At 60.0% G+C, this 25,426-nt stretch carries 22 protein-coding genes and 3 pseudogenes; 16 read left to right on the top strand and 9 right to left on the bottom strand.

Going from position 1 to position 25,426, the window contains the following annotated elements:
• Positions 1-634: 634 nt before the first annotated feature.
• Entirely contained in the window at positions 635-925 is a 291-nt protein-coding gene (locus DC363_RS16665; protein ID WP_146180756.1) for a hypothetical protein, read from the top strand.
• A 144-nt stretch (positions 926-1,069) separates the two neighbouring features.
• Here DC363_RS16665 and DC363_RS06465 read toward each other — a convergent pair.
• The 3 genes and pseudogenes from DC363_RS06465 to DC363_RS17330 all read right to left on the bottom strand — a co-directional run.
• Positions 1,070-2,290: pseudogene (locus tag DC363_RS06465) on the bottom strand (integrase core domain-containing protein); the annotation flags it as partial.
• A 43-nt stretch (positions 2,291-2,333) separates the two neighbouring features.
• Positions 2,334-2,921 (bottom strand): DUF2254 family protein, encoded by a 588-nt coding sequence (locus DC363_RS06470; RefSeq protein ID WP_108640333.1) that lies wholly within the window; start codon positions 2,919-2,921, stop codon positions 2,334-2,336.
• A gap of 73 nt (positions 2,922-2,994) precedes the next feature.
• Positions 2,995-3,273 carry a DUF2254 family protein gene (locus tag DC363_RS17330; RefSeq protein WP_108640334.1) on the bottom strand — a complete coding sequence of 93 codons (279 nt, stop codon included), beginning with the start codon at positions 3,271-3,273 and terminating at the stop codon, positions 2,995-2,997.
• A 23-nt stretch (positions 3,274-3,296) separates the two neighbouring features.
• On the opposite strand from DC363_RS17330, the gene DC363_RS06480 reads away from it, so the two are divergent.
• A complete protein-coding gene (locus DC363_RS06480) occupies positions 3,297-3,953 on the top strand; it encodes an AI-2E family transporter (RefSeq protein ID WP_108640335.1) in 657 nt (218 codons plus the stop codon).
• Positions 3,954-4,862: 909 nt separating this feature from the next.
• On the opposite strand, the pseudogene DC363_RS06485 reads toward DC363_RS06480, so the two are convergent.
• Positions 4,863-6,164 (bottom strand): annotated as a pseudogene (locus tag DC363_RS06485) (IS3 family transposase).
• Between the two features lie 168 nt (positions 6,165-6,332).
• Here DC363_RS06485 and DC363_RS06490 point away from each other — a divergent pair.
• From DC363_RS06490 to DC363_RS06505, 4 genes are all read left to right on the top strand, one after another.
• Positions 6,333-7,358, top strand: a complete 1,026-nt coding sequence (locus DC363_RS06490) for a DctP family TRAP transporter solute-binding subunit (RefSeq protein WP_108640336.1) — start codon at positions 6,333-6,335, stop codon at positions 7,356-7,358.
• A gap of 65 nt (positions 7,359-7,423) precedes the next feature.
• Positions 7,424-8,104 carry a TRAP transporter small permease gene (locus tag DC363_RS06495; RefSeq protein WP_108640631.1) on the top strand — a complete coding sequence of 227 codons (681 nt, stop codon included), beginning with the start codon at positions 7,424-7,426 and terminating at the stop codon, positions 8,102-8,104.
• 3 nt (positions 8,105-8,107) lie between these two features.
• Positions 8,108-9,550 (top strand): TRAP transporter large permease, encoded by a 1,443-nt coding sequence (locus tag DC363_RS06500; RefSeq protein ID WP_108640337.1) that lies wholly within the window; start codon positions 8,108-8,110, stop codon positions 9,548-9,550.
• Positions 9,551-9,696: 146 nt separating this feature from the next.
• On the top strand, positions 9,697-10,836 hold the full coding sequence (locus DC363_RS06505; protein WP_277871171.1) for a muconate/chloromuconate family cycloisomerase: 1,140 nt from the start codon (positions 9,697-9,699) through the stop codon (positions 10,834-10,836).
• Between the two features lie 55 nt (positions 10,837-10,891).
• Here the strand turns inward: DC363_RS06505 and DC363_RS06510 are convergent, their stop codons facing one another.
• On the bottom strand, positions 10,892-11,782 hold the full coding sequence (locus tag DC363_RS06510; RefSeq protein ID WP_108640339.1) for a LysR family transcriptional regulator: 891 nt from the start codon (positions 11,780-11,782) through the stop codon (positions 10,892-10,894).
• A gap of 205 nt (positions 11,783-11,987) precedes the next feature.
• On the opposite strand from DC363_RS06510, the gene DC363_RS06515 reads away from it, so the two are divergent.
• From DC363_RS06515 to DC363_RS06545, 7 genes and pseudogenes are all read left to right on the top strand, one after another.
• On the top strand, positions 11,988-12,368 hold the full coding sequence (locus DC363_RS06515; protein ID WP_108640340.1) for a hypothetical protein: 381 nt from the start codon (positions 11,988-11,990) through the stop codon (positions 12,366-12,368).
• Positions 12,365-13,216, top strand: a complete 852-nt coding sequence (locus tag DC363_RS06520; RefSeq protein WP_108640341.1) for an alpha/beta fold hydrolase — start codon at positions 12,365-12,367, stop codon at positions 13,214-13,216. The genes DC363_RS06515 and DC363_RS06520 overlap by 4 nt, the downstream gene beginning before the upstream one ends.
• Positions 13,217-13,238: 22 nt before the next feature.
• Positions 13,239-14,090 (top strand): 3-oxoadipate:acetyl-CoA acetyltransferase, encoded by an 852-nt coding sequence (locus DC363_RS06525; RefSeq protein ID WP_108640342.1) that lies wholly within the window; start codon positions 13,239-13,241, stop codon positions 14,088-14,090.
• 64 nt (positions 14,091-14,154) lie between these two features.
• A pseudogene (locus DC363_RS17125) lies at positions 14,155-14,268 on the top strand (IS481 family transposase); the annotation flags it as partial.
• 345 nt (positions 14,269-14,613) lie between these two features.
• Positions 14,614-15,267, top strand: a complete 654-nt coding sequence (locus tag DC363_RS06535) for a protein-L-isoaspartate O-methyltransferase family protein (protein ID WP_241962943.1) — start codon at positions 14,614-14,616, stop codon at positions 15,265-15,267.
• A gap of 69 nt (positions 15,268-15,336) precedes the next feature.
• Positions 15,337-16,707 carry a TolC family outer membrane protein gene (locus DC363_RS06540; protein WP_108640343.1) on the top strand — a complete coding sequence of 457 codons (1,371 nt, stop codon included), beginning with the start codon at positions 15,337-15,339 and terminating at the stop codon, positions 16,705-16,707.
• Positions 16,708-16,798: 91 nt separating this feature from the next.
• Complete coding sequence (locus tag DC363_RS06545) at positions 16,799-17,950, top strand: hypothetical protein (protein WP_108640344.1); 1,152 nt, start codon at positions 16,799-16,801, stop codon at positions 17,948-17,950.
• Positions 17,951-17,959: 9 nt separating this feature from the next.
• Here the strand turns inward: DC363_RS06545 and DC363_RS06550 are convergent, their stop codons facing one another.
• The gene (locus DC363_RS06550) at positions 17,960-19,423 is read right to left on the bottom strand and encodes a cobyric acid synthase (RefSeq protein WP_108640345.1); all 1,464 of its coding nucleotides are present in this window, start codon (positions 19,421-19,423) and stop codon (positions 17,960-17,962) included.
• Positions 19,424-19,475: 52 nt separating this feature from the next.
• Between DC363_RS06550 and DC363_RS06555 the strand changes: the two genes are divergently transcribed.
• Complete coding sequence (locus DC363_RS06555; RefSeq protein WP_108640346.1) at positions 19,476-20,054, top strand: cobalamin biosynthesis protein CobQ; 579 nt, start codon at positions 19,476-19,478, stop codon at positions 20,052-20,054.
• An 89-nt stretch (positions 20,055-20,143) separates the two neighbouring features.
• Here DC363_RS06555 and DC363_RS06560 read toward each other — a convergent pair whose 3' ends face one another.
• Positions 20,144-20,476 (bottom strand): DUF6280 family protein, encoded by a 333-nt coding sequence (locus tag DC363_RS06560; RefSeq protein ID WP_108640347.1) that lies wholly within the window; start codon positions 20,474-20,476, stop codon positions 20,144-20,146.
• Between the two features lie 253 nt (positions 20,477-20,729).
• On the opposite strand from DC363_RS06560, the gene efp reads away from it, so the two are divergent.
• Positions 20,730-21,293, top strand: coding sequence for an elongation factor P (efp, locus tag DC363_RS06565; protein ID WP_108640348.1), 564 nt, complete (start codon positions 20,730-20,732; stop codon positions 21,291-21,293).
• Positions 21,294-21,440: 147 nt separating this feature from the next.
• Here efp and ygfZ read toward each other — a convergent pair whose 3' ends face one another.
• Together ygfZ and DC363_RS06575 are read right to left on the bottom strand one after the other, a co-directional pair.
• Positions 21,441-22,172 (bottom strand): CAF17-like 4Fe-4S cluster assembly/insertion protein YgfZ, encoded by a 732-nt coding sequence (gene ygfZ, locus DC363_RS06570; protein ID WP_108640633.1) that lies wholly within the window; start codon positions 22,170-22,172, stop codon positions 21,441-21,443.
• A 9-nt stretch (positions 22,173-22,181) separates the two neighbouring features.
• Positions 22,182-24,053, bottom strand: coding sequence for an ABC transporter ATP-binding protein (locus DC363_RS06575; protein ID WP_108640349.1), 1,872 nt, complete (start codon positions 24,051-24,053; stop codon positions 22,182-22,184).
• 170 nt (positions 24,054-24,223) lie between these two features.
• On the opposite strand from DC363_RS06575, the gene DC363_RS06580 reads away from it, so the two are divergent.
• Entirely contained in the window at positions 24,224-25,426 is a 1,203-nt protein-coding gene (locus DC363_RS06580) for a pyridoxal-phosphate-dependent aminotransferase family protein (protein ID WP_108640350.1), read from the top strand.

A 25,426-nucleotide genomic window follows, 5' to 3' on the forward strand; every position in this document is an offset into this window, starting at 1 on the left:
GGCGACAATCGCCGCCCTGTAACTGTGGCCAAGCCGAGGCCGAAGAACAAAGTTACACCATTCTCAGGGACACTATCGCTTTCAGTGAAACGACGACGCGGTCGCAAGCGGGCCCAAGGCACGGCTACGCAGGCTACAATCGCCTGACGCGTGAAGAACGGGCTGGAGGCTCCTTGGCGCTCGCCTACTGATGGGCGCAACGATATTTCCTAAGGCACATCTGCGATATCAAAGATCGGTCCAACACCTTTCAACCGCTTCGGAATTACAATGGCGCAAATCCAGCACCCCATTATTTACGACTTTCTGGTGACTACTTTCACTATCATCGTATCCATACTTCGCCGAAGCCATTGGTCATTTGCGAAGGGAAAACTGACTACACGTATCTAAAGGAGGCTATACTCTGGCACAAAAGCAACGCACGGGTGGCCGCGAACCTTGTAGATATCTCAAGATCTCCAACAAAAGGGAAAAAGACAAAGAGAGATCACTGGGGCGTTGATTTCGTAAAGCACACAAAATCTGCGGACCGCTTCCTTGACGTAAGCGGGGGGGAGGAAACCTGGTTAAGTTTTGCAAACTTCACATTGAGAGAACAAAAAAATTTCACGCCGTTGCGGGGCACCAGCCTGTGATTGTTATCGTTGACAATGACAAACAAAGCGAAGGAATGTGGACTTTTATAAAACGTGAGACCAACTCTTCAGCCAAGATTGATGGCTCAAAGCCCTACTACAAAGTTTCAAGTAGTCTTTACGTTGTTCCTATCCCGAAGCCCACAGGTTCGGCGGGAGATGTTTACATTGAGATGCTTTTTCCTGACGCATGGTTAAAGTATGAGCTTGATGGAAGGAAACCGAAGCTGAGACAAAAAAAGGCGAAAAGCTGCAGCCAGGTGAGTATGGAAAAGGAGAATTTGTGAGCAAAGTAATCCGAGCCAACAGAGGTAGTGTTGATTGCAGTGCATTCGCTCCGCTGCTTCAGAGATTTTGTGATATTGTCGAAGGCACTGCGACTTAGTTTTATAGTATTACGTCCGTGACCTGCCCCCCCACTGGTCCCTCATTCATAACGAGAGTTTACAGGTTTGTTTTTGATAGTTGGGGGTTCCGGATTGGGCAAGCGCGGTGGGCGCGGAGCCCTCAATTTGCTCAAGCGCCTGCCGCGCTTGCTTTGGCGTTTGGTTTCCGAGCGATGAGTGTGGCCTGATGGTGTTGTAGTCATAGCGCCAGAGGGCCAGCTTCCGTCGTGCATCGTCCAGAGTGTCGAAGATCTCCTCGTTCAGCAGCTCATCGCGCAGGCTGCTGTTGAACGTGAGGAGGGATCAGGAAAGGCCCCAGTGGGGCGTTTCCCCGACGTAAAATGAAGCGTTCTGCTGTGGCCTGCCGGGATCGATGTAATGCCATGGAACGGCGTTCTGGTCGGCCCATCGCAGTATGGCCCGACTGGTGAACTCCGTCCCCCTCTCGGCAGTTTTGCTCCGCAAATCGCCTGTCGGGCAAGGGTTGTCGCTGACAATACAAGCGGGCTTCCCGTAAATCCGCACCAGCGCGTCCAGTTCCCGAGCGACACGCGCGCCGGAGATGCTGGTGACTGCAATCAGGCCCAAGTTTTCGCGGCTGCAGTCGTCGATCACCGCCAGAATACGGAACTTCCGTGAAGCCCCGAAGCTGTCGGAGAGAAAGTCCAGCGACCACCGTCCATTGGCGCGCACCGCCTGCGGCATAGGCGTGCGTGTGCCTTGGGCCCGCTTGCGACCGCGCCGTCGTTTCACTGAAAGCCCTTCCTCCCGGTAGAGCCGATACAGTGCTTCGTCAGGAAAACGATCCCCCAGATCATTTCCTACTCTGGCTTCGCTGTGGGTCATGATCATACCTTTGCGGTCGAGCAGAACGCCGATCCGGCGGTAGCCGAACCGACGCCGCTTGCCGGCATTTCCTTCATCTCCTTATGTATCTCTGCGCAGTCCCCCTCTCATCGAAACTGGGTTTCGACTGCCGTTGCAGGCGGGACGGGCGTTCGCGCCGGACTGTCTTTGGGTCGACACCCCCTCTCATGGTTTGCGGACAAACCACTGCCGGGCAGTGGACAAGCCGGCAGGCCCGACGCTGCGAGATTTCATAGTCCCGCATCGCCTTGAGCGCTGCCTCTCGCCGCTTTCTCAATGTCGTCAGGGTCGGCCTTGCCCTCGAACCGGTGGCGGGCTGACGGCCTCCATTCCCAGAAGATCTTTCAGCACGACATTGTCGAGCATCGTATCGGCCAGCAGCCGCTTGAGCTTGGCGTTGAGCAAACTCTATATTAAAGTGAGGGATCTCGCGGGGGGCAGGTCATCCGCTTTTGGGAAGCTGCGTTGCGGCGATGCTGAACTTCATGGAGGTCAGCTCTGAGCCGGAAGCGGCAGGTTTCAGATGCCAATGAGAGGGATGCACAGGGCTAAATTGATTAAGTATCCATCGGCAGTGGTCCAGTTTGCTACCGTCACATTGGCTGCTCTCGGTCTTGGTTACTGAGGGAAATGTGTGCCTTGCGGATCCGTCAAGATCATGAGGAAATGTGAGCTCTTGTTTTAATCGGTCGAAAGCAATGCTTGCCTGCTCTTGAGCGGCACGGTTGATGTCCCCAGCGGGCAGTTGCGCGAGGAGGGCGAGCGAGCGCTGAAGCCAGATACCGACTTTAACTGACCCAACACCGTCCTTCCCGATCGCACCATAGGCATCTTCAAGGAGATTGCCGGGATCCAACGCTGGCACGAACACTCTCTCGAGCTCGAGCTCGAGCTGTGGTTTCTGAGCATCGTCTGATTCCTGTTTCAGACTCCAATCCCGGATGATCCGAGATATCCGAACTATGATATCGATCGCCGTTCCTGGATCGTTGATGCCCGGCGAGAGGGCGCGCGAACCGATCTCGGACATGACAATCAATCCGAAGCGAGGGTCGCTTGATAAGTTCGGCGTTCAGCCAGCACAAAGGCGTTTAGAGGCTCGCTTAGGTCCAACACTTTTTTTCAGTTCTCGAAGCAATCGTTGCGAGCGAACGTTGTGGATGAATAAACGCTCCTGGCAGGCTTTTGACATAGACCACCACGTCATTTCCCTTTGCCCATTCTTCGAGCCGCCCCGTATCGATGTGCTGGATAAACCCCAGTTCATCTGAGTAAAGATCCACCCCATTCTCTGGGTAGTTGATGACCGGCCGGCCTCCGAGCGGGGCTGTGCGATGAAAATGACGAAAGGCTTCGCGGGTTGCAAAGCGTTCTATCTCGATTGCTTACAACTGCACCGTCCGTCATGGGTCAGGTCATTTTCACCCTGGTTCTATTCTTTTTTCTGACCGCCTCAGGTGACATGTTTCATGAGATGCTGGTTCAGACAGCGTCAACATTCAAAGATAAGAAGCGAGCGATACAGATTTCCCACGATATTGAACGCAAGCTGTCCCGCTACTTCCTTACTATTACAGCGATCAATGCGGGGCTTGGCGTGGCTGTCGGTCTTGCGCGTTGGGGGCTGGGAATGCCGAGCCCTCTACTTTTCGGCGTCTTGGCATTTGCTTTTAACTACATCCCGTTCCTTGGAGCGATTGCAGGTGTCCTGCTCGCTTTCATTATAGCTGTCATCAGCTTCGACACCGTGTCATCAGCTTTGGTTGTGACAGGCGTTTATCTTGGGCTGACAACGATAGAAGGACAGCTCGTCACGCCATATGCCGTCGGGCGTAGTTTGAAGCTGAACCCGGTTCTGGTATTCTTTGCGGTGGCGTTCTGGGGCTGGGCTTGGTCTGTCATCGGCATGTTTATCGCCGTCCCGGCTTTGATTGTTCTGCGTGTCTTCTCTGAAAAGATACCTGCACTTGAAGGACTGGGAATCTTTCTATTTGGCAATGAAGCTGCGCCTGAACAGCGGGCGCCAAAGGAAGAGCGTGCCGCCGAACAAGCAGAAACATAGGCGGGCTGGTCTTCCGTCACCACGCAGCTTCAGAAGGCCGTCATTGCTGCGAAGCCAACAAACGGACTATGTCCGATCTGCCGACCTTCATCCTCCGAAAATGCTGCGCTATGGACGAATGGCCGGTTCGGGGAAGCTGCGGCGCGGCATCAGCGTGCTAAATGGAAGACCGTTTTGGGCCGAGAGCTCCCACGCGCAACATCTATATTGGCGCTACGCGCCAATATACGGGTTAAGGTTTGCCTGAGATAGCTGTCATAGCCGGGGTCAGATGCAACGCTTACAGAACCATAAGACTTTGGATGCTTTAAACAGAAACATCGCGATCGGTATTGGAATAGAAGCTGCCTCCGTGATCTGCTTTGCTTCTGGCGTCATCATGCTTTCTATATTAATGATATAGCAGGCTCGTTGGGCTAGTAGCCGCACGAATCTCGGCCAGGCTCAGTTACACTTCTGATAGCCGGACTTAATGCAATGACGAGCATGACGCTGCGCTTCGGAAATGTCAGCAGCGGGCATCTTACCCTCGATCAAACGCAAGCGTTGCATCTGCCCCCCTGATTGCGCTCTAAGACTGACCGCTTCTCTTCGGTTAATCTGCATCCGCAAGATAATCGGAGGCGACTATGGCAGAACGTGAAGTTTGGGGTTTCAAGATCGGAACATCCCCTTCCGGTAAAAGAATCTGGCAGAACGCACTCAAGCGAGAAGCAACGAGAAGGCTTCGAGAAAACGGCGTGTCGCCAGGGGAGGTGGCGGCCGAATTGGGAGCGCATGAATGCCTCGTGAGGAAATGGTGGGTTGGTGATCGGCGCGAACGCGGAGAGAAGATCTCTGTCGAGGGCTCAGCGTTCACGCAGGTATCAGTCGATCAGAGGGCCGTTCCGGTGACCTGCCACTGAACTTTCATCCAGCCGCGACTAGAGCCCGGTTGGTGTTTACGCCGATCGGCGCGGTTAAGCAATCGCACGACGCGCGAAGCTTTCATCTGGCACAGCGGGGCGGGCGATTACGGCGGTCAGGGCCCGCGCGTAGTCAGCCGGGGTTTAGTATTCCAAAGCTGAATGTGGACGCCTGGTGTTGTAGTCGACTGCCCAAGCAGCGATCACAACGCGCGCATGAGCCAGGTTGCGGAACATGGTCTCGTTGAGCAGCTCATCGCGCATGCGGCCGTTGAAACTCTCCACGAAGCCATTCTGCATCGGCTTGCCCGGCGCGATGTAGTGCCATTCGATGCGGTGCTCGGAACACCACCGCAGGATAGCGTTAGAGGTTAGTTCCGTTCCATTGTCACTGACGATCATTCCGGGCTTCCCGCGGCGCTCGATCAGGGTCGTCAGTTCCCGCGCCACACGGCGCCCCGAGATTTAGGGTGAGCCATTGAGCCGCCATCGGTTCGAGGCCAATGGCGAACGGATCGCAGCGAGGCACTCTCGGATGACGTCGTCGACCACGTTGAGCACCCGGAAACGCAGTCCACTGGCGAACTGGGCGTGGACGAAATCCAGAGATCCCGTTGACCGGCAGTCGTTTGCACAGCAAACGACGAGAGGGGGCGCGCATTGGGCCGGGCCTCGACCAGGATCGGGGCTCGCGTTCCGACAGTCTTACGCCGAGTCTTCCGCTTGCGCACCGTCAGGCCTTCCTCGCGGTAGAGCCTGTAGATCCGGTTGATGCCGGACGGCTCGCCCTCGCGGCGCAGCAACACGAACAGACGGCGGTATCCGAACCGCCGCCGCTCGTTGGCCAGTTCCCGCAACCGCTCCCGCAGTTCCGTATCCGGCGCGCGCTGCGCTTGGTAGCGGATCATCTTGCGATCCGCCCCGGTAACCCGGCACGCCCGCCGTTCCGAGAGCCCGAACCGGGCCTTCAGGTGCGCGACCGCCTCGCGCTTCACGGCAGGCTTCACCACTTTTTTGAAACCAGATCCTTCATCACGGCCAGGTCCAGCATCTGCTCGGTCAGAAGCTTCTTCAGCTTCGCATTCTCATCTTCCAGTGCCTTCAGCCGCTTCGCATCCGACACCGTCATGCCGCCGAATTTGGCCTTCCAGTTGTAGAAAGTGCCTTCCGACATGCCATGGGCACAGGTCCGCGCACTTCGCCCCGGCCTCGTGCTCGGTCAGGATGCCCCCTCTCGGCAGATTGCTTCGCAATCGCCTGCCGGGCAGCGGATGATCTGTTCGTCTGTAAATCCCGTTCGCTTCATTGTCCGTCCTCAGATTGGGCCGGACTCTAATCAACAGTGGAGGAAAAATCCCGTGGCAGGTCAATTGACAGCTGGATAAGGTATTCCCTGATACCTATGACCGTTAAGCGTGGTGTGTATTGTCCCAAGAATGTTCTAATCGACTGTTGACCACCGGGAGGAAACCTCATGAAACTTATTGCTACGTTCGCCACAACCACAGTATTGAGTATAGCGGCTATCGGATCTGTGCAGGCGGATCCGACCAGGTGCGATCCGGGCGAAGAAGTGATCAAATTTAGCCATATTGTGAATACGGACCGCCACCCGAAGGGCATTGCAGCCGAGTTATTGCGCGAGCGAGTCAACGCGGAGATGGATGGGATTGCCTGCATGGAAGTATACGGCAGCTCAACGCTCTACAACGATGATCAGGTTCTTGAGGCTATGCTACAAGGTGATGTCCAGCTAGCCGCGCCTAGCTTGTCTAAGTTTGAGGCTTTCACCAAGCAGTTCCGGATCTTCGATCTGCCGTTTCTATTCGCCAATATGGAGGCGGTTGACGAATTCCAAAGCAGCGACGTAGCTCAAGCTATGAAGAGCGGCATGGAGCATCGCGGCCTGGTTGGGCTTGAATTTTGGCACAACGGTATGAAGCAGATTACGGCAAACGCGCCTGTCCTGGTCCCTGAAGACATGGCGGGCTTGAAGATGCGGGTTCAATCGGCAGATGTTATCATCGCCCAGATGGATGCGCTTGGGGCCTCATCACAGCCAATGGCTTTTCCTGAGGTCTACGGCGCGCTGCAGACCGGCGTGGTTGACGGCCAGCAAAACACTTACTCGAATATCTACGGGCAAAAGTTCTTCGAAGTGCAAGACGGAGTGACTGAAACCAACCACCTTCTACTCGACTACATGGTTGTCACATCCGTGGATTGGTGGGACTCCATGACACCGGAATTTCGCGAGCAGTTCTCGACCATATTGGCAGAGGTGACTGAGGCCCGGAACGGTGAAGCTGAACGGGTCAATCAGGAGGCCAAGCAGGCCATCCTCGATGCCGGCGGCATCGTCCGAGAACTGACCGCAGAGCAACGCCAGATGTGGGTCGACGCGATGCAGCCGGTCTGGAAACAGTTTGAAGCCGAGATTGGCGCCGAGAACATTCAGGCGGCGCAAGAAATCAATACCCGCGTCACATCCGGGAACTAATGATCTGGCGGCCGGAGGCTTTCGCGTCCGGCCAACGCATCAAAAAAGGAGCGCCAATTGTGTCAATGAATTTGCCCGATAATCGAGGGCTGGTGCTTGGTGTCGACCAATTTGAGCGAATTGCGATTGCAGTTCTTCTCGGTCTGATGACGCTAACGACATTCGCGAATGTTGTGCTGCGGTATATCTTCAATTCAACCCTGATTTGGGGGCTCGAAGTCACTTTGATCCTGTTCGCGTGGCTGGTCTTGTTCGGCATGAGTTACTGCGTCAAGGTAACAGCTCATCTGGGGGTTGACGCATTGCTGAATGTCCTCCCAAGTCGCGCGAGATTTACTCTTACTGCTATCGCGGGGTTGGCATGTCTAATTTATGCCGCGTTACTTTTAAAGGGTGCGTGGGATTACTGGGCCCCTTATGCTGCTCTCAACCGTACGAGCGGGCGTTGGCTCCCCACGGGTTTCGCCGAAACCAGAAGCCAAGCTTGGTACTTAACAGACCAAGTGCCAATGCCGGCTGTGCTTTCTTGGCTAGAGCCCCTAATAAATATGGGCGAACGCTATGACCGACTGCCCCGAGTTGTTGGCTATACGATGTTGCCCGTTGGGGTCGCTCTGTTGCTGTTCCGGCTGCTGCAAGCCTTCTACGAGTTGCTGCAGGGCGTTCGCAGCAGCTTTATCGTCAGCCACGAAGTTGAGGCCGAAGTAGCGGAAGCTCAGGCCAGATTAAAGTCGCAGGAGACGTAAAACATGGGTGTCGTGCTTCTCTTCTGCCTCGTGATCGGACTCTTGCTGATCGGCGTTCCCATCGCGATAAGCCTCGGACTATCGTCGATCATATTCCTTCTGGCTTTCTCTGACAGTTCGCTTGGATCGATTGCTCAGACGTTCTTTCAGGCTATGGCAGGCCATTATACGCTATTAGCCATCCCGTTCTTCATCCTTGCGTCCAGCTTTATGTCGACCGGCGGTGTAGCACAGCGCATCATACGCTTCTCGATTGCATTAGTGGGGCATCTTCCAGGGGGGCTTGCTATCGCTGGGGTCTTTTCCTGCATGATGTTTGCAGCCCTCTCGGGCTCTTCGCCGGCCACCGTCGTTGCCATCGGTACGATCGTGATCGCAGGTATGCGCCAAGTTGGATATACCAAGGAGTTTGCCGCCGGCGTCATCTGCAACGCTGGCACACTTGGCATCTTGATCCCGCCCTCGATTGTCATGGTAGTTTACGCCTCGGCCACGGATGTGTCGGTCGGTCGGATGTTCCTAGCTGGTGTCATTCCCGGATTGCTTGCAGGAACATTGTTGATGGTGACCATCTATTTCATTGCGCGCGTCCGCGATATGCCCAAGGGCAGGTGGCAAGGTTGGGGAGAAATCTGGGCCTCGGGTCGTGACGCGGTCTGGGGGTTGTTTCTAATCGTCATCATCCTCGGCGGGATCTACGGCGGCATCTTCACGCCAACCGAGGCCGCAGCCGTTGCCGCAGTCTATGCATTCGTGATTGCCTGTTTTGTCTATCGCGATATGGGGCCTTTGGCTGCCCAGGCAGGAGACGGGCAGGATGCAATGTTGCGCATAGCCGGAGGCCGCTCACTGTCCGCTGCTGCCACCCCCCACGCCAACAAGTCAACGCTCCTTCAGAAGCCTTGGGCTTTGCTTACTGCTTTCGTGCATCGGGATACTGTCAACACCCTTTTCGAGGCCGGAAAGCTCACCGTGACGCTGATGTTCATCATCGCGAACGCGCTGATCCTCAAGCAGGTCTTGACTGACGAACAGGTGCCACAACAAATCGCCACCGCGATGCTGTCAGTCGGATTTGGCCCAATCATGTTCCTCGTGATCGTAAATGTAATGCTGCTGATTGGCGGTCAGTTCATGGAGCCGTCGGGGCTGATCGTCATAGTCGCACCGCTGGTCTTCCCGATTGCGATGGAATTGGGCATCGATCCGATCCATCTGGGCATCATCATGGTGGTCAATATGGAAATTGGGATGATCACACCGCCCGTGGGCCTCAATCTCTTCGTGACTTCGGGGGTGGCAAACATGTCGGTCATGGGGGTCGTGAAAGCCGCATTACCGTTTCTCATGGTGTTATTCTGCTTCCTTATACTAGTCACCTATGTCCCATGGATATCGACGTTCTTGCCGACATATTTCATGGGTCCAGAAATTATTCCCCAATAAATGGGCGGCAATGGCGTGTAGGCAGAGCGTGCACGTAACAGAACAGTCCTATTTGGTATCGGGCGAAACCCTTGCACGCATCGACAGGGACTATGCCAATTTTGCAAACTTATGCCAACGTAGATCCGTATACGGGAGTATTAACCTTGAGCAAGATCGAACTTATCGAGACCATTATTCTCGATATTCCGACAATTCGCGGCCACGTCCTGTCGATGGCTACGATGCGGATACAGACAGCGGTGCTTGTCCAAATCAAGTTCTCTGACGGGTCTGTAGGGATCGGCGAAGGGACGACAATCGGGGGTCTAAGCTACGGACCGGAAAGCCCGGAAGGTATCCGATCCGCAATAGATACCTACATCGCTCCGGTTCTCCACGGACGCTGCGGCAACGATGTGAATGGCGCAATCCAATGCATCGACAAATCCGTCAAGGGGAACCGGATCGCGAAATCCGCGGTAGAGTGTGCCCTGTGGGACGCGCTCGGGAAGCGATTGGCTGTGCCCGTGGCGCAGCTTTTCGGCGGATCGGTCACTAGCGAGATGCCGGTTGCCTGGACGCTTGCCTCCGGGAATTCAGACACCGACATTGCCGAAGCCCAAAAGATGATCGCGATGCGGCGCCATAACATCTTCAAGCTAAAGATCGGCAAGCGGTCTGTGCGCGAGGACGTGGCCCACGTCGGGCGAATTAAGAAAGCCATTGGGGACGAGGGAAGCATTCGGGTCGATATTAACCAAGCCTGGAGCCTCGCGGATGCGCGGTGGGGCTTGAAGGGGTTACAGGATGTCGGATGTGAACTGGTCGAACAACCGGTCCAAGCCCGTGACCGAATGGCGATGGCAGAGCTGACGAGTAGCTACGAAATCGCAGTAATGGCCGACGAGGCGCTTAACGGCCCGGAAGACGCTCTGGCCGTTGCAACTGATAAGGCTGCTGATGTGTTAGCGGTTAAGGTTGCACAATCCGGGGGACTGAAACGAGCGTCTGAGGTCCTTGCGATCGGGCAGGCAGCCGGATTTGGCCTCTACGGTGGCACCATGTTGGAGACAGGTTTGGGGACTGCCGCGGCATTGCAGCTTTTCTCGACCATCGAGACTTTTCGCTGGGGAACCGAGCTCTTTGGACCACTGCTACTGACGGCCGACATCTTGGCCGAACCGATCGTCTATCAGGACTTTTGCGTTAAACTTCCAGTGGGCCCCGGCATCGCAGCAGGCCTAGACCCTGATAAGGTTGCGTTCTACCGCCGCGACCGCGAGCGGACCTCTATCGTTATCTGAAACCCGCGAGTGTTGCGGATAACCGCACGTAAGGACCTAGATGCCTAGATGCTATCTAGCCGACGTTGCGCGCCACTGATTGGGCTACGCGCACAAAGTTGTTGACGTGAACGCCTTGTTCATCAAGGCGATAGCTGATGGACAAGGCGGTTGCGCCGATTGCAGGGTGAATTGACATATAGCGTAGGCCGTTGCGCGTGGCCGATCCGACAGAACTCGGCACAACGCAGATGCCCTCGCCGATTGCGACAAGGCTCAAAGCCGTCTGCAGATCCATCGTCCAGATGCGATTGCCCGTATCAATGTTCAAGTTCTCGCACGACGACAGCACGACATCGGCAAAACTGGGCCGCGGGGTCTCCGGATAGAGGACGAAGTTGGGGTCCTTGAGTGATCGAAGATCAATCAGGCCACCGGTCCCTTCATCGTATGCATCAGGAACCGCAACGATGAGGGGTTCGTCCAACAGGTGACGGGTGACGAACTCACTGTCTTTCAAAGCCGGACGCGCGAACGCGACATCAATCTCTCGAGAAATGAGGGATCGATGGAGCTGTGCATTGTTCATCGGAAAAAGGCTCAGATTGATATCGGCATAAGCTGTGCGAAAGGACTTGATGATGTTCGGAAGAATGCCAAAGGTGGCTGACCCGACGAAGCCGATACGCAAGCGCCCCTCCGCACCCTCTCCCAAGCGCTGCACTTCCAACTTGGTATCCTCCAGTTGCGCAACGATTGACTTGCCGCGTTCTAAGAGGCGTTCACCTGCCTGGGTCAGACTGATCGCGCTCCGCCCCCGATTGAACAGCACGGCCCCCAGAGATTCCTCTAGGCTCCTGATCTGCCGACTCAGGGGAGGCTGGGCCATCTCAAGACGATCCGCCGCCCGCCCGAAATGCAACTCTTCGGCGACGGCGATGAAATAGGTCAACTGCTTAAAGTTCATTCGAGACCCTTCCGGTCGAAAGCATCGGCAGAGATGTCCTGCACAAAAAGGCGAGGCGCGGCAACCTTTCTAGCTGAACCCTGAAATCGCACCGTGGCGCGCGCCGAAGTGCTCGGGCCACGGTATCACGTCATACCGTAGGCAGCATAGCAAGTCAGGGTGCGACCGTGGCAGGAAGGCCCGGAAGCGACGGGGAGACCTCTGAATGATTGAAAAGCTAAGAATTATGCAGGGGGGTCTCGCTGCCGCGCCTCACCTATTGCGCTTGGGGCGCCTGTTTTCCGAAACAGTGCTGCTCGAAGTCGATGGTGAAGAGTTCTATCTGACCTTCGAGAAGGGCCATCTGCGTCACGTAGTTCCCGGACCCAGCCGCAAAACGCCATATCGCTTCGCCTTTAGAACCGACGCAGAGGCCATGATGAAATTCTGGAAACCCTGTCCGGAACCGGGCTTCCACGACATTTTCGGTCTGGTGAAGATCGGGCGTGGCCGGATCGACGGCGATATACTTAGCTTGGTCAAGAACCTTCGGTTCTTTAAGGAAGTTTTGTCGCTTCCGAGACATCAACCGGAGGACGCGGCATGAGCATCGAACAGATCATCGGGCGCTACGTTAGAGTTGAGATCGCCGGGGTGCCGCAGCGAATATATTATGAAGAGGCCGGCGAGGGGAGGCCGGTCCTCTGCCTTCACACTGCGGGAGCAGACAGCCGGCAATGGCGTCATCTGATGAACGACAGCGACATCACTGCCGTCAACCGTATGATCGCTTTTGACATGCCTTGGCACGGCAAATCTCTGCCGCCTGAAGGCTTCGAGACGCAGGAATACCTGCTGACAACTGAAGCCTATATTGAGACAGTTCTTGCCGTAGTCCAAGCGCTGGATCTTGATCGCCCGGTGCTTGCCGGCTGCTCAATGGGCGGTAGGATTGCCTTGCAACTAGCGGCGCTCCACCCAGAGCGATTTTCAGGGTTCATCGCAATCGAAGCCTCCGATTTCCAGCCAGCGTGGTATGATATCGACTGGTTCCACCGCCCCGATGCCCATGGTGGCGAAATGGGGGCTGCCCTGGTATCAGCGAATATTTCACCTTTCGCACCCAATGCTGAACGCTGGAACACACTTTGGATGTTCATGCAGAGCGGCCCTGGCGTGTTTCGCGGAGATTTGAGCTTCTATACGCGCGATGAGAGCCTGATTCCTAGGATGTGTCAGATCGATACCCAAGCGACGCCCGTTCATATTATCGTCGGCGCCTATGACCTGACCTGCACGCCTGAGGACGCTGCGCGCACCGCGGCGGCCATTCCGGGCGCGACGCTCTCGGTTATGGATGAGCTTGGGCATTTCCCAATGAGCGAGCACCCCGTGGGTTTTAGACCATTCTTCCTCGAGGGGCTGGCAAAAATGCCCGCTTGGACAGCGAATTAATTGCTACGAAAGAGGGGACTTAATGCCTGACACGCTACCCACGCCCTGCATGATTTGTGTTGCTATCACAGGTTCTCTGCCGACAAAAGCGAACAACCCGGCGGTGCCGATCACTGTGACGGAACAAATCGAGAGTACGCAAGGGGCCTTTGAGGCTGGAGCCTCAATTGTGCACGCCCATGTGCGCAATGATGACGAAACACCTTCGTCGGATCCGGAGAGATTTGCTCGCCTCAAGGAGGGGTTGGAGAAGCATTGTCCCGGCATGATAATCCAGTTTTCAACCGGAGGACGCTCAGGCGCGGGACGGATGAGGGGCGGAATGCTGCCTCTTGCCCCTGATATGGCATCTCTTTCAGTTGGTTCGAACAATTTTCCGACCCGGGTCTACGAGAACCCGCCCGATCTCGTGGATTGGCTCGCCTCGGAAATGAGATCTTACAACGTCAGGCCGGAAATCGAAGCTTTCGACTTGTCGCACATACTGCAGGCCGCGAAAATGCATGCCGACGGCCGCCTTGCGACCACCCCCTATGTGCAATTTGTGATGGGGGTGAAGAATGCGATGCCCGCCGATCGCGACGTGTTCGACTTCTACATCAAAACGGTCAAACGTCTGTTTGGGGATGAGACCCCTTGGTGTGCGGCAGGCATCGGTGCGCACCAGTTGACGGTAAACGAATGGGCCGTTGCGGTGGGCGGCCACGCCCGCACGGGGCTGGAGGACAATGTTCGACTTGATCGAGATAACTTGGCCCCGTCAAATGCCGCGCTCGTTCGCCGTGTGACAGATTTATGCGACAAGTATGAACGACCTGTGGCGACTTGGAAGCAGGCGAGGCGTATTTTGGGTTTGCAGCACGTTGATCCCTAGGTGTTTGATCACACGGCTTACGGTTTAATGGTGCAATCCTTTCTCAAAGTTGGAAGGAAGCATTTTGAGACAAGTTCGTCACGGGAGCGCCACGACCACGCACGCGGTCAGTGCGGCAATACACCGATCGCGGGCTTCGCTCGCGCAGTTGAGCAAAGAGTTGGGCATCAATCCCAAATAGACCGGCAGCAGCCCTGCCGCACATTCTCGCTTTGTTCTCGCTTTGTCTGCGGTATTCTTGTGCGGCAGAGGAACCTCCGATAGGGCTGATTTCCGCTGCGCGACAATGGTTTGATTGCTTTCTAGGCTTCGGATTTGCAATCCGCTGCGTCACCACTCCGCCAACTCGCGTGCCGTGGTGATATGGGACCGTTTAGCGGCGTTGGCGCGCGGGTTCAATAGGGGTTTTGCTGCTGGGTCCGCGCGGGGCCACACACTGGGCGCGTGACCCGCAATCGACGTTGCTCAACCTTTTGGGCTGTGTCATGTAGAAGGACAAGCTTTTGAACGAGAGAGTTGAGCCTTGGCCGATTACCAAACCCGCAGAACGCTCATGGTCGACACGCAGGTGCGGCCCTCAGATGTGACGAAATTTCCGATCATCGACGCGCTGCTGACCGTCCCGCGTGAGGATTACGTCCCGACCGGTCTGCGCGATGCCGCCTATATCGGCGAAAACCTCGACATCGGCGGTGGACGGGTCCTGCTTGAGCCGCGCACGCTGGCGAAAATGCTGGATGCGGCAGATGTGGAACCGACGGACGTGGTGCTCGATCTGGGCTGCGGGCTGGGCTATTCCACCGCGGTTCTGGCGCATATGGCCGAGTTCGTGGTCGCCGTGGAAGAGGATGCGGAGCTGGCCGAAGAGGCGCAGCAGAACCTTTCCACAAGCGGGATCGACAATGCCGCCGTGTTCGCGGGGGAGCTGGCCGAAGGGGCTGCCAAGAACGGGCCTTATGATCTGATCATGCTGCAGGGCGCGGTCGAAGTCGTGCCCCAGACACTGGTTGATCAGGTCAAAGACGGTGGCCGGATCGTGGCCATTTTCGCCGAAGGGGCGCTGGGCGTCGTGCGCGTCGGTCACAAGATCGACGGCGTGATGAACTGGCGCATGGTTTTCAACGCGGCCGCTCCGGTCCTGAACGGGTTCCGGAAAGAGGTCGCGTTCACATTTTAACAGTGCCTTGGGGCAGGTCGTTTTGGCGGGTTGCGTCAGGGAAGTAAGTCGAGGACGCAGGAACCGAGTATGACATTTCTCCGCACGATCATGGCCGCCTGTTGCGTGGCCGCGCTGGCGGCGGCGACGCCGCTCCGGGCTGAAAACCTTGCCGATGCACTGCGCGATGCCTATCACAACTCCGGTCTTCTCGATCAGAACCGCGCGCTTTTGCGGGCCGCGGATGAGGATGTCGCCCAATCGCTGGCGGCCCTGCGCCCGATCATCTCATGGCAGGCGCAGGCGAGCTATGCCGCCACAAGCGCGCGCCCGGTGGAGAGCTTGACGGACAATGTCAGCGGCACCATCAGCCTAAGCGCGAACCTTCTGCTGGCGGACGGCGGGGCCAGCGCGCTGGCGACCGAAGCGCAAAAGGAACTGGTGCTGCAAACCCGCGAGTCGCTGGTGCAGGTCGAGCAACAGGTGCTGTTCCGCGCGGTCGACGCCTATATGGCCGTGCGTCGGGCGTCGGAGTTTCTGGCGCTGCGGCAAAGCAACGTGCGGGTCATCACGCAAGAGCTGCGCGCCGCCGAGGATCGGTTCGAAGTGGGGGAGGTGACGCGCACCGACGTCTCGCTCGCGCAGGCCCGTCTTGCGGCCGCGCGCAGCCAGCTCGCCGCCGCGCAGGGCAATCTCGCGCAAGCGAATGAAGAATTTCGCGCGGCTGTCGGACGGGCCCCGGGCCAGTTGGCCGTGGTCAGCCCGGCCGAGGTACAACATGATGTCGCCGCCGCGCGCACCTTTGCCGTGCGCCGCAATCCGGAAGTCCTCGCCGCGCAACACGCCGTGGCCGCCGCCGAGTTGAACATCAAGCGGGCGGAAGCCGCGCTCAACCCCTCGCTGCGTCTGAACGGCTCTATCGGGATGAATGACGAAGGGGACACGACGCAGAACTTTGGTATGACCTACGGCGGCACGATCTATCAGGGCGGACAGCTCGCCTCGGTCATCCGACAGGCGCAGGCTCGCCGAGACAGCGCCCGCGCGACCCTTCTGGTGACCTCGCAAGGGGTGAGCCAGAACGTGGGCAACGCCTATGCGATCCTTGCCGTGGCCCGCGCCGGACGTGAGGCCGCCGACCTGCAGATCCGCGCCGCCCGCACCGCGTTTCGCGGCGTCCGCGAAGAGGCGACCTTGGGCGCCCGCACGACGCTGGATGTGCTCAACGCCGAGCAGGAGCTGCTCGACGCGCAGGCCAACATGATCTCGGCTCAGGCGGACGAAGTCGTCGCGACCTACCGGGTTCTCGCCACGCTGGGGCTGTTGACCGCCCAGCACCTGCGTCTTGGCGTGCAAAGCTATGACCCTGCGGCCTACTATAGCTTGGTGAATGAGGCTCCGGCCTATTATTCCCAGCAGGGGCAGGCGCTGGACCGGGTTCTTGAGGCGATTGGCGACTGACCGAGCTTTAGTCCTTCAAATCCCGACTATCTGTTGTTTGGATGGCCGCGTCAGGTTAGACTAGGGGCCTGAGGCGAAAGCAGGATAAACAATGTCCGATCCCGTGACGACCGTAGAAATTGAGGATGTGCTGTCCTCTATCCGCCGTCTTGTCAGCGATGGCGACAAGGCCCGCGTGCGCGACGGCGCCCCGCAAGAGGCTGCGCAGGCGACCCCGTCAGAGGCGGCGCATCCGGCCCGGACCCCGCGCCCCGAGGCGGCCCCATCCGCTGAGCAACCGTCCGAATCGCAGACCCCGCCGCGCCGCGAAAAGCTGGTGTTGACGCCGGCCTATCTGGTCTCGGACAGCGCCGAGGCGACGGCTTCGCCGCTGGCCGAGGATAGGTCCCCTGTTGAAGACGCTGAGGCGACCGCGGCTCCCGCCGAGGAGCTGTCCAGCCCCGACGCGCAGGACGCTCGGGCAGAGGATAGCGCGACCGACGCGGACGACGGAGCGGATGAAGAATGGCAGGAAGAGCCTTGGCAGGAAGCTGCACCCGCGAGCGCGGATATCCCTGCCGACAGCACCGAAGCTCACGCCGCGCCGGACGACGCGCAGACCGACGCACAGACCGACGCGCCGTTGACGCTGACGGGCATGGTCTGGGGCGGTGACAATGAGCCGACGCCCGACCCCGCGCCGCAATCCAGCAGTTTCTCGCAGGACCGCGCCGAGCTCGTCGCCACCATCGCCGAGCTTGAGGCCGCGATCCGGCCGGACGTGAACGATTATGAGCCGGACGGCAATGAGCCCATGTCGGACAGCGTGGCCTGGCCCGGCACATCGGCGCGCCGGTTCTCGCTGGACGCGGACGTCGAGGAGGCGCAACCAAGCGCGGGTGAGGAGCCCGCTGACGCCGCAGATCCGGCCACGACACAGGCTGCCGCAACCGCCGACGCTGAAGCCCAGCCCCACCCAGGGGCGCATGCCGTGCCTGAGGACGACGACACAGCCTACGATGCCAAGCCCGCTGGTGTCGGGGACCATCCGACGAGCGATGCCGACGAATACGGGGATGAGGACCTTGACGGGTTGCTCGAAGCCGACGGTGCCCTGCTGGATGAGGAGACCTTGCGCGCTTTGGTCGCCGAAGTGGTGCGGGAAGAGCTGACCGGCCCATTGGGCGAGCGGATCACCCGCAACGTGCGCAAGCTCGTCCGCCGTGAAATTTATCGTGTGCTGTCCAGTCAGGACTTCGATTAGGGCGACCGCTCAGGCGCGGGCTGGCATCTCACGGGCGAGCGACAACAGCAAGTCCACGTCGAGATGCGCCTCGAGATGCGCCGCAAGCGCATCGAGCGTGGCTTCGACACCGGCGTCATAGGCCATTTCTTGCAGTGGCGCACCGATCGCAGCCATATAGGCCGCGCGGAACCGGTCCGCGGCGAACAGCCCGTGGATGTAGCAGCCCCGGACGCGCCCGTCCGCGCTGGCCGCGCCTTCCGCGCGCCCATCCAGCGTCAACCAGCTGCGCGCGCAATCCGGCCCCGTCGTATCACCCAGATGGATCTCGTAGCCGCTCACCGGATCGCCGGTGCTGTCGAAGCGGGCATTGCTCAGCGCCAGCCGCTTGCGCGGAGTCATCGTGGTGGTCACATCCAGAAGCCCCAACCCTTGTGCCCGCGTGACTGGCCCTTCGATCCCGTCAGGGTCGGCAATCTCGCGCCCCAGCATCTGGAACCCGCCGCAAATCCCCAGCACATGCCCGCCGCGGCGGACATGGGCCTGCAAATCAATGTCCCACCCTTGGGCGCGGAAGTGGGCCAGATCGGCAATCGTCGACTTTGAGCCCGGCAGGATGACCAGATCGGCATCGGCGGGCAGGGGGCGGCCGGCCTCGATGATCTCGACCGTGACGTCAGGCTGGGCGGCCAGCGGGTCAAGGTCGTCGAAATTGGCGATGCGGTTCAAACGGGGCACGACGACCTTGATGGCCCCGCCCTTGCGGGTCGCCACGTCCAGCACATCCTCGGCGGGCAGGCGCCAAGCCTCGTCAAACCACGGCAGAATGCCCAGCGGCGTCCAACCCGTGTGTGCGGCGATCGTGGCCATGCCCTCGGCGAACAGAGACGGATCGCCACGAAACTTGTTGATGGCAAAGCCGGTGATCCGCGCGCGATCCTCGGGCGGGAGGATCACGTCCGTCCCCACAAGCTGGGCAATGACGCCGCCGCGGTCGATGTCACCCAGTAGCACCACGGGACAGTCCGCGGCTTCGGCAAAGCCCATGTTGGCAATGTCCCCCGCGCGCAGGTTCACTTCCGCCGGAGAGCCTGCACCCTCGATCACGATCAGGTCATGCGCGGCGGCCAGCCGGTGGTAGCTGTCGAGCACGCAGGGCATCAGCTCGGTCTTGCGCGACCCGTATTCGCGGGCCTTCATGGTGGCGAACCGCTGGCCCTGCACGATCACCTGCGCGCCGACGTCGGTTTCGGGTTTGAGCAGGACGGGGTTCATGTCCGTATGGGGCGCGAGGTCTGCCGCGCGGGCTTGCAGCGCCTGCGCGCGGCCGATCTCGCCCCCGTCCGCGGTGACGGCTGCGTTGTTGGACATGTTCTGCGGTTTGAACGGTGCCACCGATAGCCCGCGCCGCCGCGCGGCACGGCACAGACCGGCCACCACCATGGATTTGCCCACGTTGGACCCGGCGCCCTGGATCATGATTGCTCTTGTCATCGCTCCCCCTCAGGGCGACTGTCTAACAGGCGCGAGCGGCAAGGGAAGAGCGATGAACACACCGGCGCATCTGATCATCGGGTTGGCGGCATTCGGCAAGCCCGAAGCGCGGGCGGTGACGGGGGCCGCGTTGATCGGCGCCTTGCTGCCGGATCTGTCGCTTTACCTTCTGGCCAGCTTTCATCTGGTGATCCTGCAGACCGATCCGCAGGTGGTTTTCGGAGAGCTCTATTTCTCCGACGCGTGGCAAAGCGTCTTTCGCGTCGACAATTCCCTGATCCTTTGGGGGGTCGGGCTGGCGCTGGCTTTGGCGCTCCGCTCGCGCTGGGGCATTGCGCTGTGCGGGGCGGCGCTGCTGCATCTGGCGTTTGATCTGTTGCTGCATCACGACGACGGGCGCGCGCATTTCTGGCCGCTGACGAACTGGATCTTTCAAAGTCCGGTCAGCTATTGGGACAGCCGCCATTACGGCGATATTTTCGGCCCGCTCGAGATTGGCCTGTCGCTGGCGCTTTGCGTCGTGCTCTGGCGGCGCTTCAGGGGCATGTGGATGCGGGGGCTGATCGTCGTGCTGGGGCTCGCCGAAGCCGCGCCTTCCCTGCTTTTCGCGGTGCTCTTCGCAGGCGGCTAGGCGCACATCGCAAAGAAAAACGCGACCCCGAGCAGAGGGTCGCGTTTTTGCGGCAGACTGTTATGGAAGCGGAGCAAACCCGCCAGACATCAGGCGGCGCGGGATTCCTGTTCGGCCGCTTCGGCAACCGCACGGCGTTCGCTTTCTTCGCGCGACAGGGCGACCGAGGTGCGCACACCCTTGCCGACGAAATCCATCAGACCTTCGACAACGCGTTCGTTGGGGTCGATGCCCGCGCAGGACAGCACTTCACGCCCGTCGCGCGACCGTGCCCAGCGGGCGATTTGCTCAGGTCCGTTGCCATATTTCTTGTCGTCTGCGATGGCGTCATCCAGGGCTGCCAACACCACCGCAGCAAAGAGCTTGCGGGCGCGGTTGCCCTGTTCATTATTAAACGCTGTGCCGTCGACGAAATCTCGCATGTTCGGTCCTATCTTGTTTTTGGTCGGGATCTTGTTTTTAGTCTTGTATCGAGCCTAGTGGGCAATATGCCCGCTTTGCCCCGATTCGGGGAGGTTTATTTGGCATGGCAGCCATGCGTCCGGCGCATGGCATGGGCCCTTGCAAACACGATCTGGTTGGCTTGCACGGTCCTGCATCCCCAGATATAGGGCTGCTTAATTATCCTTCAACCTTTTGACACCTTTTGAACACAATCGGCAGGGGCGCAGACGCATGGCGAAAATCAACGGCAACGAAATCAAGATCGGCAACGTGCTTGAGCACAACGGCGGCTTGTGGGCGGCGGTGAAGGTCGATCATGTGAAACCCGGCAAGGGCGGCGCTTTTGCACAGGTGGAACTGCGCAACCTGCGCAACGGCTCGAAGTTGAATGAGCGGTTCCGGTCCGCCGACAAGGTCGAGAAGGTCCGGCTTGAGCAGAAAGACCAGCAGTTCCTTTATGAAAGCGACGGGATGCTGACCTTCATGGACACGGAAACCTATGAGCAGATCGAGCTGCCCGCCGAGCTTCTGGGCGAGCGTCGCCCGTTCCTGCAGGATGGTATGATCGCGGTGATCGAATATCACGAGGATGAGGCGCTGAACGCGACCCTGCCGCAGAAGGTCACCTGCAAGATTGTCGAGACCGAGCCGGTGGTGAAGGGGCAGACGGCGGCGAATTCGTTCAAGCCGGCGATCCTCGACAACGGCGTGCGGGTGATGGTGCCGCCTTTCGTGGGTCAGGATGAAGAGATCATCGTCAGCACCGAAACCATGGAATACGTCGAACGGGCCTGACCTTAAGGTCTGTGACCGTGAAGAAAGGCCGCCGCGATGGGGCGGCCTTTGTCGTTGTGGCGCGCGGTCTGGGGTTAAGAGCCGCAGGCGGGATCGCGAGTGGCAGAGGTGCGCCTCCGGCGGGGATATTTGCAAAGCAAAGATGAATTAGGGGCGGCGCAGGGTGGCGCTGTCGGCCTGCATTTCGCCCTCGGCCCGGTTGAACCGCAAATGGGCGAGGGCGCGGTTGCCGTTTTGGGTGTAGAGCGTGCCGGCGGGCTTGCCGTTCGCCGTGATCTCGGTGCCCACGGGGGCCGCGCCGTCGATCTCGACCTGCACGAGGCCTTTCTTTAACTCGGTCTTGTGCTTCATCCGCGCGGCGATTTCCTGACCCACGTAGCAGCCCTTGCGGAAATCGATGCCGTTGAGCCGTTCGAACCCGGCTTCGAGGATGTAGGTTTCGGGCGTCAATTCAATGCCGGTTTCCGGGATGACATGTTCCACGCGCAGGGCGTCCCAGTCGGTCCCATCCGCCGGGGCGTCACCGCCGTAAAGCCGCCAGCCCAAGGCCGGGTGGCGCGGATCGGGCAAGGCGCCCTCGGGCGCGGGGCCGGTGCCGCGCGACACGGTCTGGGCGCGTTCGCTGATTTCAAGATCGGCGCGCAACTTATACATGGACAGCCGTTGTGCCAGTGTCGGCGCATGGGACGCGGCCACATCGAGCACGAGCGCATCGCCATCGGCCAGCACGAAGAAATCGGCGATGAACTTGCCCTGCGGCGTCAGCAGGGCGGAATAGACAAGGCCGCCCGCGGTGCGGTCCACGTCGTTGGTGATCAGGTTCTGCAGGAAACTGCGGGCATCGGGGCCGGTGAGCTGGATCAGGGTGCGTTGGGTCATGCCCTTCATCTAGTCCTGCGGGCCGCGATTGAAAAGCCGTGCCAGCCAGCCCAGCGGTTGTGGTGGTTTGCTGCGTATCTTGGCCTTCTTGCGGGGCCGGTTGGAGCCGTCGACGACCTGCATGCCATCGCGGAACTGCAGCCGGTAGAGGTCGGCGTATAGTCCGCCACGGGCGAGCAGCTCGGCATGGGTGCCCTGATCCACCACGCGGCCCTTGTCCATCACCACGATCTTGTGCGCGGTCTGGATCGTTGACAGGCGGTGGGCGATCACAAGGGTCGTGCGCCCCTTGGCCAACCGGTCCAGCGCGCCCTGCACGATGGATTCCGACTTGGTGTCCAAGGCGCTGGTCGCCTCGTCCAGCAGCAGGATCGGCGTGTCGCGCAGCAGCGCGCGGGCGATGGCGACGCGTTGGCGCTGCCCGCCCGAGAGGTTCGATCCGCGCGGCCCTGCGGGGCTGTCGAGCCCGTCGGACAGCTTGTCGAGAAAATCGGTGACATGGGCGTCCGCAAGGGTCGCGTTAAGCACATCGTCGGAGATGTCCGTGCGGCCCAGCAGGATGTTGTCGCGCAGGGTTTCATCGAACAGTGCGGCATCCTGCGACACGGTCGAGACCAGCGCCCGCAGATCGGTGAGCGACAGCGCATTGATCGGCGTGCCGTCCAGTGTGACCGCGCCGCCCTGCGGCTCTACCAGCCGGGTGAGCACGTTGAACAGGGTGCTTTTTCCCGCGCCCGACGCGCCGACGAGTGCGGTGGTCTTCCCAGCCTCGGCCACGAAACTCGCGCCATGCAGGACGGGCAGGTCACCATAGCTGAGCGACACATCGTCGAAGGTGATGCGCGGGGCGGCGGTGGGGGGCGCACTGGGAGAGGCGGGGGATAGCAGCGAGGGTTTCGCCTCGAACAGGTCAAGCAGCCGGTCGATCGAGGCCGCCGCCGCCTGCCACAGGCCCGAGAGGTTGCCCAGTCGTCGCAGCGGATCGAAGGCGATGGCCATGGCGGTGAAGAAGGCCATGAACTCCCCCACTGTTTTCTGGCCGTCGATGATCTGGCCACCGCCATAGATCAACACCGCGAAAAAGCCCAAGCCCGCCATGATATCGACAAGGCCGGGGATCAGTGCCTGCCCGAAGGCGGCCTGGGTCTCCGTCCGGACCCGCTTACCGGTGAGCCGTTCGTAGCGCCGCGCCTGATAGTCTTCGAGGCTGTTGAGCTTGATCGGGTTGATGCCGTGAAACACCTCGTCAAGGCGGGTCGACATGTCGGCCGCGACAATCCGCGCCGCGCGGGCCTTGCGCCGCACATAGCCTTGGATCGCATAGGACGGCAGCACCAGGATCGGGATGCCCACAAGGGCGATGAGGGTCCAGCTCCAGTCGATCCAGAGCGCCACCGAGAACAGCGAGATCACCGCCACCACGTCGCGCCCCAGCCCGGTGATCAACCCGGCCCAGACGCGGTTCAACGCCTGCACATCGCCCTGCACCCGCTCAATCAGTGTGCCAGGCGGGTGGATCTGGTGGAAGGCGGTGTCGAGCTGCATCAGATGGCGCAGCAGGTCGGTGCGCATGTGCGCCGCGCTCTTCTCGGACACACGTTTGAGGATCACCCGTTGCAGAAGGGCGCTGACCGCGCGGGTGAAGAACAGGGCCAGAATGCCAATCCCCACGATCCAGATCATGCTTTCGCGCCCGCCGATGAAAATCGCATCGAACATCGGCTTCATCATGTAACTGAGCACGCCGAAGGTGGAGCCTTCGATAACCATGAGCACGACGGCCACGGACAACAGGCCCATGTGCCGACGCAGGTAATTGCGCCAGAGCCATTGGAACATGGCTTTGCTGCTGCGGTTGGGGGCGGGCTTTGTCTTGCTCATGGGGCATCCGTGCGGTTTGTCCGTCCGGTTTACGCGCAAACGGGCAGGGGGGAAAGCGCAGTCCGGCCCGGCCGGCGTTCGGCGGGCATTGACGGGCAGGTGACGCGCGCTAGGGTGCGCGGACGCGCCGATGCGCGCCCATCAGATGCGCCCCCTGAAAGGACCCGCCCATGTTTGCCAACGGTTTGTCATACCTTGCTATTCCCGGCCCGTCGGTGATGCCGGATCGGGTGTTGCGGGCGATGCACCGTCCTGCGCCCAACATCTACACCGGCACGTTGCACGACGTGACCCGCAGCCTGATCCCCGACCTCAAGGCGCTGGTGCGAACCCGCCACGATGTCGCGATCTACATCGCCAACGGCCACGGCGTCTGGGAAGCCGCGCTCTCCAACGTGCTGAACGACGGCGACACGGTGCTGGTGCTGGCCACGGGGCGGTTCTGCGTCGGCTGGGGCGAAATGGCCGAAGCCCTGGGCGCGCAGGTCGAAACGCTGGACTTCGGCGACACGGAAGCGGTCGATCCGGACCGGGTCGAGGCGGCCTTGCGGGCGGACACGGGCGGACGGATCAAGGCGGTCCTGACCGTGCTGGTCGATACCTCGACCGGGGTGCGCAATGACATCAAGGCGATCCGCGCCGCGATGGATGCGGCGGGGCATGAGGCGCTGTTGATGTGCGACGGGATCGCCTCGATCGGCTGCGATGCCTATGACATGGACGATTGCGGCGCCGATGTCACGGTTTGCGCCAGCCAGAAGGGGCTGATGACGCCTCCGGGGATCGGTTTCGTCTGGATGAACGACAAGGCCGATGCGGTGCGGGGGCGCAAGGCGCGCGTGTCGCGCTATTGGGACTGGCGGCCACGGGTGGCCGGCGACGAGTTCTGGAAGCTATTCGGGGGCACCGCGCCAACGCATCATATCTACGGCCTGCGTGAGGCGCTGGACATGATTTTCGAAGAAGGACTCGAGGCGGTCTGGGCCCGGCACGAGGGGCTGGCGCGGGCGATCTGGGCTGCGGTGGACGTTTGGGCGGACGGCGGCCCGCTGCGGGTCAATGTGAAGGATGAGGATGCGCGGTCGCGGGCGATCACGTCTTTGCAACTGGGCGAGGGGCAGGGCGATGCCCTGCGCAACTGGTGCGAGGAGACGATGGGCCTCACCCTTGGTATCGGTCTCGGGCGCACCCCGGCGAGCGCCTATTTTCGTCTGGGCCACATGGGGCATGTGAACGGCCATATGGTGCTGGGCCTGTTGGGCACGCTCGACGCCGGGCTGAAAGCGCTGGAGATCCCCCACGGACATGGCGCGGTCGAGGCGGCGAGCGCGGTGCTGGCCGATCTGTCGCACGCGCCCGGCGCCGCAGGCTGA

Source organism: Thalassorhabdomicrobium marinisediminis (assembly GCF_003072065.1).
Classification (GTDB): Bacteria; Pseudomonadota; Alphaproteobacteria; order Rhodobacterales; family Rhodobacteraceae; genus Octadecabacter; species Octadecabacter marinisediminis.